Below are 11462 nucleotides of genomic sequence, written 5' to 3' on the forward strand. Positions count from 1 at the left end.
GCTGGCTGGTCTCGTCGCGGGTCATGGTGGCCTCGATCCCGAACGCGGCAAGCAGGACGCGGTCGAGCCGGTGCGCTTCCCGTACGCAGCCAGCAGGGCCGCCAGTGGGCTCGCGCGCATTGCTCGCCAGGACCGCGAGGGCGCCGTCGTTGTTCTGGACGACGGCCTCCAGCGCCGCCAGGGCCCGGAGATGGTCATCGTTGGTCAGTTCGTCATCCATGGCACCGAGGCTAGGCCGACGCCGGTGATGCGCGACGGCGTTCGCTCCAGCCACCCCCACCGGTACAGCCTGACCTCGACAGGAGATCTCGCTCGTTTGCCAAATGATCTACGACCGGTTCGTGCCACAGTCGAGTCCGGGCAGCATCGTCGGCCGCCGGTGGGGCCGGAATTACCATCGCGTACGCAGTGTGAACTCGAATAGACCCATGAAGTACGCTCGGTTCATACGACTGACGGCAACGCCGCGGGCCGCATCGTCTTCAACCTGTTCGACAAGGTCGTCCCGAAGACCGCGAAGAACTTCCGCGAGCTGGCCACCGGCCAGCACGGGTTCGGCTACGAGGGCTCCGGCCTGGCGGGGATCGAGCGTGAGCCGGCGGAGGTGCGCATACCTCAGACCGCCCTGGACGCCTTCGACGCAGCGCTGAGCGCGCGCACGGTGGCGATGCGGACGTGGCCCGACGGCATCGAGTGGATGTACCCGGTGGACGTGGAGCAGCCGCACCTGGAGGTCGTGCTCATGCCCGGCGGTGAGGAGGCGTGGCTGCGGATGTCCACCGACCGCTCCAGCGTCGTGGTGTGGACGATCGAGCAGTGGTGGGCCTTCTCCGGGAGCTGCCCGGCGCGACGCCGCCGCCAGCCTGAGCCGCGTAGCCCCTCGCGGTGGCCGGCGTATGGACGGTGGAGGTCGGCGTGGCTCCGGCGGGCCCGGTTCGCTGAGCATCCGGCCATACCGCCGCGCCCTGCGGTCGGCGCTGACCGCCCAGCAACGCGAACGAGGACCGATGCTGAGCCAGCTAAGCAGCTTGTCACCGAACGGGACCGGCTCAGCTGCTGAAACGGGGCGGTCGAGGCAGCCTGGTTGTCACCAACGAGGCATCCGACTTGTCACAGACGCTCATTCAGCAGTCTTTCTGTCACCAGAAACGAAGATCGCGGAGCCTGAGGTTCTTCGCGGCGCGAGAAGAAGCGCGAACCGGGTCAGTGGCCTCGAAGGAACCACTGCTCGTCATCGTCCGTGTGGCCTGATGCGTCCCGTTTCCGCGTTCCAGGCAGGTCAGGTCTTCCTGGGTGCAGCCTGTTTCCGCGTTCCAGCGTCCACATGTTCCCTGCTCTTGTGGCGGTAAGGGCGGACCGCGCTGCAGAGTCGGGCTGGGGCAAGGCCACGGGCACATTGTGGGAGGCCGGGGCTGAGCCTGGGTCTCGCTCAGTACCAAAGCGCCCGGATCGACGCAGTCGCAGTTCACCTGCCCCGTGCGGACTGGCGGCGACACGAGCCAGCCTCGTGGGGCGCCGGGGCGGCCGCGTCGGCTCAATGCTTTGCAATGCTCGAGGAATGGAGCATGAAACCGTTACTTCGCAGTGCTCTCGTCGTCGGTTGCGTGACTGACTGCATCCGCTTTCTCGTCGCTCCTGCCGCGCCATCAAACAGCGTGGGGATGCAGCGCTTTACGATTGACGCAGCCGCCCCAGGGCGAATTTATAAGGTCTTGGACCGGTGCTGGACAGTCCAGTTCGACAGTCGTCTGCTGGGCGAACGCCGGCACGGTCGATGTGGCTCTGTACGGCGTGGGCCTGGTCCGCTCGGGCAACAACAAGGTCGTCGTCACGTACCAGAAGGACCTCAACGGCGTGTACCAGTCCCGCATAATGAACAAGTGGGAACGGTGGGACATCCTGGCCGAGGGCGGCCCCGTGCACAAGATCTCGCAGATCACCATCCTGTAGGACCTAGGCGAGCGGCCGATGTCGTGCACCAGGCCTCCGGGGCGGAAGGGCACAGCCAGCCCTGCCTTCGCAGACCATAGGCCCGGCTGTTGTCAACCAATGCCCACTGGGAGGTCCCACGCCCTGGGCCGCCATACAGGTCGTGCGCCCTGCGGCGCGGGGCAGTCCCGCCACCGGAGGGCGCACTTGCCGTGCGCGGAGTGCCGTGGAGAAGTCGTGCGCCCGCGCCTCCTCGCTCCGCTCGACAATGAACGGGAGGGGAGCACAACGATCATCACTCCTCCTCCTGGGCCTGGCGACTCCACCGTCTTCAGAACCGGGAGACGAACGCTGGCAGGCCGTCCGTGGCTTCGGTGACAACAGGCCTGCTTATGTGACAACTACCGCGCTTCTGCACAGATGCCGAAGAAGCCCCACGACCCGACGTACGGCTACGACGCGGAGACGAACACGGTCCGGGTCGATCAGCACGACCTGGCGCGGCTGCTGCTGTTCCGCAAGGTGATGCGCGAGCAGCCACCTGGCAAGTGGAAGCACATGAACGACTACGACCTGTCCTTCGAGCGCCTCGCGGACGCGGTCGACGCCAGCTCGGAGCTCCGGTACGGCAAGCGCTGGACAGGGCCTGATGTGCGGATGCGCTGCACCACGACCGAGGCGGCGTACGTCTGGCCGAACGGCGCCCCGGACGACGGGGAGGCGACGTTCACCTGGATGGTGCCGGGCTACGGCTCGCACACCATCAAGGACGAATCCTTCCGGGGCGTCACGCACAAGGCGCTGTGCGGGTTCAGCTGGGCGAAGGACGATAGGCCGCGCCGGGTGGAGGGGCTGCCGGAGTGCCCGGAGTGCCGGCGCGAGGTGCCGGCTCGGTGCCGACCGGCCCCGCGGCGCCTGGTGACAACGGCCGGGTGGATACGGCTTGCCGCCGGGTGGCAACGGGTGGATACGGCGTGGCTACGATCGGAATCGGCCTGACCCCGGCAGTTGCGATGCCGGGGTCAGGCCGTTTTCGCCGGTGGCTATCCGAGCCAGGTGAAGGTGAGGACGGACAGGCGGCGCAGGGGCCGGTTCACCCAGTAGGTGAGGGAGAGCTGGCCGACGGAGGCGTGGCGCACGTCCTCGCCCTCCGGGTCGTCGGCGTTCCACTGCCGGAAGCCCCACGGGTCGCCGGCGGCGGCGTCCAGGACGTCCCACACCATGTCTTCGACGTGCTCGGGCAGGGTGTCGAGGACCTTCGCGGCCGGAGCGGAGAAGCGGACCGCGTACGGCTGCTCGGTCACCGGCGCCGCCCGCGGAGCTCCGCCACGTCGATGAAGTCGCTGTCGTCGTAGCCGGAAGCGATGAACGCGTCGACGGCCGGGGCGTGCGCGAGGCGGCCCTGCCAGTCCTGGACGACCTCGTAGAGCCCGGCCAGGGAGAACGTGCGGCGGGATTCCTCGAGGGCGGCCGCCCACTCGCGCTCGAAGGCGGGCACCCACGTCGCCGCGCGCTTGTCGGCGCGCAGCTGGGCGAGGAGTTCGGCCGGCGCCCCGGGCGCGGGGGCGTACGGCGTGACGGGTGCGTGGTTGGGCTGCGCGCTCATCTGGTCCTCCCGGCGGGTCGTTACCTCACCGTACGCGCGCCGTGTGGCCGTGGATGCGGACATGAGCTGATTCCTCCTACAGGGACTGGGAGAGGATGTAGGCGCGCTGACGCGTCTGGTTGTCTTGCTGGTCCCAGGTTCCGGCGATGTGCTCCAGGAGGTTGGCGGTCGCGTTGAACGTCATGGCGGCGGGGTCGCTTTTGAGGCGAGCGCGGAGCTGGCCGACGGCGCTGAGGATGTTGGTGACCACCTCGGGCGGCTGCTCGACATCGGCGGCTGGGGCGCCGGGCTTCTGGTCGTCGACGGGGAGCAGGGAGGCGGCCAGCTTCAGGGTGTATTCGTTGCCGGTGCGGGTGAGGGCGGTGATCGTGTCGAGGTTGAGCGGCCCGAAGGGGGCTGTTCGAGGGCGGCGCGGATGAAGTGCGGGTGGTTGCCGATCGCGGCGACGACGGCGTCCCAGGCGTAGGCGACCCGCTCAGCCTCGGGGTCCGGCTCCACGGTGGTCAGGGACAGTTCGAAGCCGGTGCCGTCGGCGTCGCGGAACCAGACGCTCTCGTCGCCGGGCGCGGCCGGGGCGACGAAGGTGATGTGCGGGCTGCGACGCAACGCGTCGGCGATACGGACAGCGTCATGGTCGGCGTCGAGCAGCGGGCTCTTGTCGCGGTCGATGGCCGGGTGTGACTGAGGACTTCGGTTGGCCGGTTGAGCACACCGAGCGCCCGGCCAACGCGTCCGGGAGTTGGCATGGGGAACTCCCAGGCCCGGAGGTAGGTCTCATGGGGGCTGGATGGCTGGGTTGCCATCTGCGGTTTGTGCTCGGCTGCACCTCTGCGCTTGGATCTTCGCCATGTCAAAGCTCTGTGCCTCTGGCGGTGGAAGGCCCGCGACGCGGATGGGGGGCACCAAGTGCCAAGCCTGCTACCGCTACCACCGGAAGCACGGAACCTTCGAGAGAACAGGTCCCCGGCCTCCGATCAGCATCGAGATAGTGCTTCAGAACGTGGAGCGCACGGAGTCGGGATGTCTGGTCTGGAAGGGGATGACGGACAAAGACGGTCGCCCGCTCTACTACGACGGCGAACGCTATGCGGCAGGTGAGAACCCGCTCGTCTTCGTTCAACGCTGCGGTGTTCGAGCACTACTCCGGCACGCCGCTCGCCACGGGACAGACAGTCACACGCAACTGCAAGAACAAGCTGCTGTGCGTCGATCACGAGCACGCCGCCTTGTGGCGGGACCTGGGAAGCGGAGCATTTGTGAGTGGCAGAGGTGACGGGGCCTCTGACAACACCGTACCCAGGGAAAAGTGCGCGAACGGGCACGGGTTTGACGACGCCAACATGCCCTATGTGAACCCGAGGACGGGCGCTCAGAGCTGTCGGCGCTGTACGCGCGACTCAAAGCTGCGTGCACGCGGGATCGACCCGGAGTCGGTGCCGTATGAGCCCTACCGAAGGGGGGATACGCAGTGCCGATCGGGCCACGAATACGCCGTGTTCGGCTTCAAGAATCGCGGCGAGGGCCGCATCTGCAACGAATGCGTCCGGATCAAGAGCGCGAAGGGCAACCTGAAGAAGGGCTACCGCCTGACGTTCGAGGACATCGCCCAGATGCTCACGGATCAGGACAACGCCTGCGCCACATGCCTGACCCCCTTCAGTACGGTCGATCCCGACAACTTCCGGATGGGCGACGCCAACGACGATCACTGCCATGCCCGCGGGCACAACCGCGGACTGCTCTGCATGGACTGCAACATCGCGCTCGGCAAGGTCAAGGACAACACAGACACGCTCAGCAGGATGATCGACTACCTGAAGGCGTAAAGAGGGCCTGACCAACTGAGCCTGGACACGTCAGTTGGAACCAGTGAGGGTCGGTGAGCTGTGGTTTCTGGTCCGTGGGACACGCTTGTTGGCACCAAGTGGTCACGCTTCTTGCAACCAAGCGTGAGTTGTCAGCCTTCTTCGCACCCGTCACCGCCGCACAGCCGGTGCAGGGACGCGCGGCTCTCGTCGTCCGCGGCACGGTAGACCAGAAGCCGCAGCTCCGGGTCCTCCAGCGGGAGCAGAACCTCGAAGTCGACGGCGATCGTCCCGACGGCCGGGTGCCGCAGCAGCTTGCGGCCGCGGCCGTTGACGCGGACCTCCCGCTCGGCCCAGAGCCGGGCGAAGTCCTCGTCCCGCGCGGTAAATTCGGCGATCAGCCCGGCCAGTGCCCGGTCCTCCGGGTGACCGGCCCAAGCCGCGCGCAGATGGGCGACGCCGTCCCGCAGCACCCCCTCGCGGTCGGCGTAGAAGCCGCGCATCGGCGGGTGCAGCAGGCAGAGCCACATCGCGTTCCGCCGCTCCGGCGGAACGGCGTCGAACTCCGGTAGCAGCCAGGCCATTTCGGGGTTCCAGGCCAGCAGGTCGTAGCGGTGGTTGAGCAGCGCGGCGGGCAGCGGGGAGAGTTCGTCGACCAGGTGGGCCAGTGACGGCGCCGGACCGGTGGCTGCCCCGCCGCGGGTGCCGCCGGGGCGGCGCCGTCCGGCCAGGTCGAAGAGGTAGTCGCGTTCGCCGGGTGCCAGCCGCAGGGCCCGGGCCAGCGCCGCCAGCACCTCCGCGGAGGGTCGAAGCCCCCGGCCCTGTTCCAGCCGGACGACGTAGTCGGTGCTGACCCCGGCCAGCTCAGCGACCTCCTCGCGGCGCAGTCCGGGCGTCCGCCGGGCCCGCCGATGCGCGGGCAGGCCCAGCCGGTCCGGGTCCAGCCGTTCGCGCTTGCTCCGCAGGAAGGCGGCCAGTTCCTCGGTGGTGTCCATGGTTCGTGTCGTCATGACCGGTCCAACCGCCAGGGTGGGACCGGCCTTCCCAGGAAAGTCCCTCCCTTATCCGGGGTCTGCCGCCGCCGCAGACTCGGTCCCGGCAACGGAACACGAACCACGCGAGCACAGGAGAACCTGATGGCACTGGCCCTTGACGACTACCGGCTGCTGGGCCGCTCGGGACTGCGGGTCTCACCGCTGGCCCTGGGCACCGCGACCTTCGGCACCGAATGGGGGTGGGGTGCCGAGCGGGCCGAAGCCCGCAAGCTGTTCGACCGCTACGTCGGGCTCGGCGGCAACCTCCTCGACACCGCCGACACCTACACCGACGGCAGCTCCGAGCGCCTGCTGGGCGAGTTCGCCCACGAGGAGCGCGAACGCCTGGTGCTGGCGACCAAGTACTCCACGCTACGCCGCCCCGGCGACCCAAACTCCGGGGGCGGGCACCGCAAGGCGCTGTTCGGCTCGGTGGAGGGCAGCCTGCGGCGGCTCGGCACCGACTACCTCGACCTGCTGTACCTGCACGTCTGGGACTTCCGGACCCCGGCCGAGGAGGTCCTGCGCGGCCTGGACGACCTGGTCCGGCAGGGCAAGGTGCTGTACGTGGCGATCTCCAACACCCCGGCCTGGCAGGTGTCCCGGATGCAGGCGATCGCGGACCTGCGCGGCTGGTCGCCGCTGGTCGCGCTGCAGCTCGAGTACAGCCTGATCGAACGTACCGCGGAGCGCGACCTGATCCCGATGGCCCGGGAACTGGGCCTGGGCGTGATCCCGTACTCGCCGCTCGGCGGCGGGGTGCTCAGCGGCAAGTACGGCCGGGACGACGTGGGCGCAACGGGCGCCGGCCCCGACGGGAGCACCCGCCGGAGCCACAACCTCGCCCTGGGTACCCTCACCGAACGCAGCCTCGGCGTGGCCGGGGTGGTCCGGGAGGTGGCCGGCGAGCTGGGGCACACCCCGGCCCAGGTGGCGCTGGCCTGGACGCTGCGGAAGCCAGGCGTGACGAGCACGCTGCTCGGCGCCCGCACCCCCGCCCAGTTGGAGGACAACCTGGGCGCCCTGGCGGTCGAGCTGACGGACGCCCAGCTGGCCCGGCTCGACGCGGCGGGCGCGATCGCCCTCGGCCAGCCGCACGAGCTGCTGACGAGCGAGCCCATCCGCCGGGTGACCACCGGCGACCTGCGGATCGAGACCCGCCGCTGACCCGGCCGCCAGCGGCCGGAGCTGGAGCCCGGAGCCGCGGTCGGCTCACCGTCCGGGCGAGCCACGTCCGGATCGCTTCCACGTCGGCGACGGTCGAACTGGTTCCAACTCTCGTGACCAGGCTCCAACCAGCGTGTCACGACTCACCAACGTGCATCACTGAAGGTTCTCAAGCGGCCAAATGAAGCGCTCACTGGCCAAGTGACGCGCTCAGTCACACCGGGAATTCAGTGGTCATGATTTCGCTCCTAGTCAGTAATCCAGATCGAGGTAATCGATGGCGTTGATTTCCACATCAGACAGTCCCATAGCGCGACCTCCGCCGTCCTGGAAATACACTTCCTTAAAGCCTTCGGCGATGATTCCACGCATCTGCTGGTCGCTCGCACCGGAGTTGCGGGCGTCGAACAGGCGCTGCGCGTACGTCGCGGGGAGGTGCACGGTGAGCCTGCGGAACCGCCCGTCGTCGGTCGTGCCGACGGCGGCGGAGTACCCGAACCGGGCCCGGGTCTCCACTGTGATCCCGCCCGAGGTGGCGGCCTGCTTCTGGCGGCGCTTGCGCACCAGTGGCTGCCAGCGGGCCTTGACCGTCTCGTCGATCTTCGCGGCGACGTCGGCGCGGGCGTGCTTGCGGGCGCCGCGCCGGTAGCGGTTGACGGAGTCGGCGGTGACGCCGAGCTCCGCCGCGACGGCCTTGGCGCTGCCGAACTGCTTGAGCAGGAACCCGATCTGACCCTTCAACGTCTTGGGCGGGTCTTTGGTGAACGCCTCGCGGTCGGCCCGCTCGATCGCGTCCTCGATCTCCCCCACAGTTCTACTCCCCTTCGTCCAGGACGGCGTCGCCGCCCTTGATGTGGCGGGCCGGGTTCAGGCCCTTCTCCATCAGGTCGACCGCCCACAGCATCTGCTGGACGCCCTCCAGCTTCGCCAGGCCCGGGGTGGGCCCGAGGCGGAAGGCGCCCGGCTGTGGCTTGCCCGAGGCGGCGTAGGGGAGGAAGTCGAGCGGGGAGGTCCCCGGGCTCGGGTAGACGACGCAGTCGGACAGCACGGCGAGCGGGTACAGGCCGGTCATGTCCGCCATGTTGCGGAGCTTGCGGTGCATGTTGACCCGCGCCTTGCTGATGACGGCGGCCCGGATGTCGGGGCGCCACGTCGGCCGCGCGAGGGCCGGCCACGGCTCGCCCTCCTTGTAGTGCTTGCCCTGGGGGCGCTCGCGGAGCTTGCCGACGCCGCCCTTCACCGTGGCCTTGATCGCCGCGAGGACGGCGGCCAGCGCCGGGTCCTTCTCCTTGTGGTGCTCCATCGCCGCGAGGAACTCGGTGTCGGAGAGGTCCCGGGTGACGCCCATGTCGGCGAGGGTGTCGACGTAGGCGTTCTTGAGGCGGTCGTGCCACGGGTCGAGGTACGCGCCGGTCTCGCGGCGCAGGTACGCCTCGATCGGGTGCACGTCGTGGCCGAGCTCCTGGGCGTAGGCGAGGGTGTGCGTCTGGTGCCAGGCCGGGCCGGTCGGGCGGGAGCCGTCGGGGGTGAACGGGCTGGGCAGGCGCGGGTCCAGCTCGATGTGGGACAGGTCGGCCAGCCAGGAGCCGGGGATCTTCGGGTTGAACGTCGGGGCGTGGAAGTGGTCCGGGGCGGAGAGGCCGACGACCAGGCGGGCTGCGGCGGCGAGGAACGCGGTGTTGAGGTCGAGGCCGACCGCGTACGGCAGGGTGCACTCCTCATCGGAGAGCGTGTCCACGTCCCGCACCCACTGGTACGCCTCTTCGTTCAGGAAGCCGCCGGTCCAGCCGGAGTTCACGACGACGGGGTGTTCCGGGGTGGCCTCCGGCGGCGCCGGGTCCATCGGCTCCATGCCGAGGCTGCCCGGGTTGTAGCCGGAGACCCAGTTCCCGGTGGTGGGGTCCTGCACGGCCTTCGTCGGCGGGCGCAGCGCGGTCATCAGCTCGAGGCCGGAGACGGCGGTGGAGCCGCGCGGGGTGATGACCCGGGTCGCGTACACGCCCAGGACGCGGGCGATGTCGGCCGGCTCCATCTCGGCTACGCCGGGCCAGGACCGCTCATCGAGGGCGTCCCAGGACAGGATCGCCAGCTGCACGCACTGCCGGTCGCGGCCCTGCGCCTTGCGGTAGATCCGCGCCCACGGGCCGAACCCGCGCTGGGTCAGCTGCCACTTCGCCTTCGCCACCTGCTTGACCACGGGGTGGTCCTCGGGCAGGCGCAGGGAGCGGCGCTGCTCGTGGCCCTCCAGGCGCTCGGGCAGCCCGAGCTTCACGGCGGCGGCCGCGGTGAGCACGATCAGCGGGTCGCTGTCCTTGCCGTACCGATTCAGCTTCGGCGCGCCGAGACCGGACTCGCGCAGCGTCCACTCCACCAGCTCCACCACGGTGGTCGCCGGGCAGTCCAGCACGATCCCGCCCACTGCGTACGCGGAGCCGTCGCCGTCCAGGACGGCGAGCGGGCCGTAGGGGAAGCGCGGGTCGGTCGCGGGCGCGGCGGCCTTCTTCGCCGCCGGGCGCCGGGACGACGTCGCCGGGCGTCCGGCCGGACGGGCGGGACGCTCCGGCGCGGCCGGGGCGGCGGGAGCCTGCGCCGGGGTGGTCGTGTTGGCGGGTGCGGATGCGGCCGGGCCGGTGAACGTGTCGGGCACCGGGGCGGGCTGCGGCGCGGCCACGGGGGCCGGGGCGGCGGGAGCTCCGTGGGCGGGGTACTTCGCCGCCCATCCGTTCAGGAGCCGCTGGTACGCCTCCAGGCGCGGCGACTTCGGCTCGCTCCTGCCGTTCTCGTAGTTCTTGACCGTCTGCACGGTGGACTTCAGCGCGGTCGCGAGGCGGGCCTGGGTGATGCCGGCGGCCTCGCGAAGGCGGGCGCGCTCCGCCGGGGGCGGGAGCTGAGGCTCCTCCTCCAGCAGCGCGTCGATGTTCGCGAACAGCTCTTCCTCGGATGCCATGTGGATCTCCTTTCGCGCCTCGCCCTAGCACTGTTTGCCCCAAATCTTTAACCCATTTTTTAACCCGTTCGGATTGATCCGGAAGGCGGGAAGTGGACGCCGTCAGGCAGCAGGCGCAGGCCCTGCCTCACAGCTCACAGGCGCCCACCGCACCGCATCTACCTGGGGAAATACTGTGTGAGACTCACAGAGCGCGGCACAAGTTGCCGGAGATCGCCCCTCCCGGAGCGGCGTGCTCGGTACGGTGGCGACCATGGCGGACCAGGGCAAGACATGGGGCGGGCCGGGGCGGGCGCAGCTGGGCGCTGTCGAGCCACCGCCAGGAGCACCGCCCGGCACGGTGCGGATGGTCACCGGAACGACGGCCCGGCAGGTGAACGAGCAGGAGGCCCGCGACTTCGGGATCTCCACCGACCGGGTCTGCCTCGAGATCGAGCACGTCTTCTACGACGGCAACGACGACGTCCTGCGGCACACGATCACCGTGGACTACAGCGGCCAGCCGTACGTCACCCGCCACGTGTCCACCGCCGAGGAGCTCGCGCGCCGCGAGTAGCCGGCCCCGGCCTCCTGCCCCTTCCCGGCGATCGGCGGATCGGGCCGGGTGCGGCCGGTACGGTGCCGGGCGAGACGCCGACAGCAGGGGGAGAGCGTGACGAAGAGCCGAGACCGTGACGAGGTGCTGAGCTACGGAGTTCCCGTCACGCTCTTCCTGCTCGGGGTCGCCTACCTCGGGATCACCAACGGCTCGTCATCACCATGACGGGCATCCTGGCAACCGCAAAGTAGACGCAAAGTAGAGCGGGGACGGAACGGCCGCAAGTGGAGGGGTGAGGACGTCGGTCCGTTGCCCCGTGAAGAGTCGGACCAAGACGCCCTGTCCTGACGGCTCACGGTGGCTACGAAGCGTGCAGAGGCACGATCCGACTTGGCCTGCCAGTGCGGAGACCTCGCAGACCGCAACGGCTCACTGA

General features: G+C 69.5%; 13 protein-coding genes and 2 pseudogenes. 6 read left to right on the forward strand and 9 right to left on the reverse strand.

What is annotated here, in order from left to right:
• Nucleotides 1–220 (reverse strand): annotated as a pseudogene (locus tag ACOBQB_RS09750) (hypothetical protein); the annotation flags it as partial.
• A 228-nt stretch (nt 221–448) separates the two neighbouring features.
• Here ACOBQB_RS09750 and ACOBQB_RS09755 point away from each other — a divergent pair.
• Nucleotides 449–574, forward strand: a pseudogene (locus tag ACOBQB_RS09755) (peptidylprolyl isomerase); the annotation flags it as partial.
• 41 nt (nt 575–615) lie between these two features.
• On the opposite strand, the gene ACOBQB_RS09760 reads toward ACOBQB_RS09755, so the two are convergent.
• A complete protein-coding gene (locus ACOBQB_RS09760) occupies nt 616–954 on the reverse strand; it encodes a hypothetical protein (protein ID WP_423590635.1) in 339 nt (112 codons plus the stop codon).
• A 723-nt stretch (nt 955–1677) separates the two neighbouring features.
• Between ACOBQB_RS09760 and ACOBQB_RS09765 the strand changes: the two genes are divergently transcribed.
• Nucleotides 1678–1950: a beta/gamma crystallin domain-containing protein gene (locus ACOBQB_RS09765; protein ID WP_423590637.1), complete on the forward strand. Its 273-nt coding sequence runs from the start codon at nt 1678–1680 to the stop codon at nt 1948–1950.
• Between the two features lie 399 nt (nt 1951–2349).
• A complete protein-coding gene (locus ACOBQB_RS09770) occupies nt 2350–2928 on the forward strand; it encodes a hypothetical protein (RefSeq protein ID WP_423590639.1) in 579 nt (192 codons plus the stop codon).
• Nucleotides 2929–2972: 44 nt separating this feature from the next.
• Here ACOBQB_RS09770 and ACOBQB_RS09775 read toward each other — a convergent pair whose 3' ends face one another.
• The 4 genes from ACOBQB_RS09775 to ACOBQB_RS09790 all read right to left on the reverse strand — a co-directional run bounded on the left by ACOBQB_RS09775 (nt 2973) and on the right by ACOBQB_RS09790 (nt 4141).
• Nucleotides 2973–3233, reverse strand: coding sequence for a hypothetical protein (locus tag ACOBQB_RS09775; RefSeq protein ID WP_423590641.1), 261 nt, complete (start codon nt 3231–3233; stop codon nt 2973–2975).
• A complete protein-coding gene (locus tag ACOBQB_RS09780) occupies nt 3230–3535 on the reverse strand; it encodes a DUF6247 family protein (protein WP_423590879.1) in 306 nt (101 codons plus the stop codon). Before ACOBQB_RS09780 ends, ACOBQB_RS09775 begins: the two co-directional genes overlap by 4 nt.
• 76 nt (nt 3536–3611) lie before the next feature.
• A complete protein-coding gene (locus tag ACOBQB_RS09785; RefSeq protein WP_423590643.1) occupies nt 3612–3785 on the reverse strand; it encodes a hypothetical protein in 174 nt (57 codons plus the stop codon).
• Nucleotides 3786–3862: 77 nt separating this feature from the next.
• Complete coding sequence (locus tag ACOBQB_RS09790) at nt 3863–4141, reverse strand: hypothetical protein (RefSeq protein ID WP_423590645.1); 279 nt, start codon at nt 4139–4141, stop codon at nt 3863–3865.
• A gap of 521 nt (nt 4142–4662) precedes the next feature.
• Between ACOBQB_RS09790 and ACOBQB_RS09795 the strand changes: the two genes are divergently transcribed.
• The gene (locus ACOBQB_RS09795) at nt 4663–5361 is read left to right on the forward strand and encodes an endonuclease domain-containing protein (protein WP_423590647.1); all 699 of its coding nucleotides are present in this window, start codon (nt 4663–4665) and stop codon (nt 5359–5361) included.
• A 131-nt stretch (nt 5362–5492) separates the two neighbouring features.
• On the opposite strand, the gene ACOBQB_RS09800 is transcribed toward ACOBQB_RS09795, so the two are convergent.
• The gene (locus ACOBQB_RS09800; RefSeq protein ID WP_423590649.1) at nt 5493–6350 is read right to left on the reverse strand and encodes a helix-turn-helix domain-containing protein; all 858 of its coding nucleotides are present in this window, start codon (nt 6348–6350) and stop codon (nt 5493–5495) included.
• A 126-nt stretch (nt 6351–6476) separates the two neighbouring features.
• Here ACOBQB_RS09800 and ACOBQB_RS09805 point away from each other — a divergent pair, with 126 nt between their 5' ends.
• Nucleotides 6477–7541 carry an aldo/keto reductase gene (locus ACOBQB_RS09805; RefSeq protein WP_423590651.1) on the forward strand — a complete coding sequence of 355 codons (1065 nt, stop codon included), beginning with the start codon at nt 6477–6479 and terminating at the stop codon, nt 7539–7541.
• A 252-nt stretch (nt 7542–7793) separates the two neighbouring features.
• Here the strand turns inward: ACOBQB_RS09805 and tpg are convergent, their stop codons facing one another.
• Complete coding sequence (tpg, locus tag ACOBQB_RS09810) at nt 7794–8351, reverse strand: telomere-protecting terminal protein Tpg (RefSeq protein ID WP_423590652.1); 558 nt, start codon at nt 8349–8351, stop codon at nt 7794–7796.
• A gap of 4 nt (nt 8352–8355) precedes the next feature.
• Nucleotides 8356–10488, reverse strand: coding sequence for a telomere-associated protein Tap (gene tap / locus ACOBQB_RS09815; protein WP_423590654.1), 2133 nt, complete (start codon nt 10486–10488; stop codon nt 8356–8358).
• 253 nt (nt 10489–10741) lie between these two features.
• Here tap and ACOBQB_RS09820 point away from each other — a divergent pair, with 253 nt between their 5' ends.
• Nucleotides 10742–11044 (forward strand): hypothetical protein, encoded by a 303-nt coding sequence (locus ACOBQB_RS09820; RefSeq protein WP_423590656.1) that lies wholly within the window; start codon nt 10742–10744, stop codon nt 11042–11044.
• The last annotated feature ends 418 nt before the right edge of the window (nt 11045–11462 follow it).

It is taken from the genome of Streptomyces sp. G5(2025) (genome assembly GCF_049542075.1).
GTDB lineage: Bacteria > Actinomycetota > Actinomycetes > Streptomycetales > Streptomycetaceae > Streptomyces.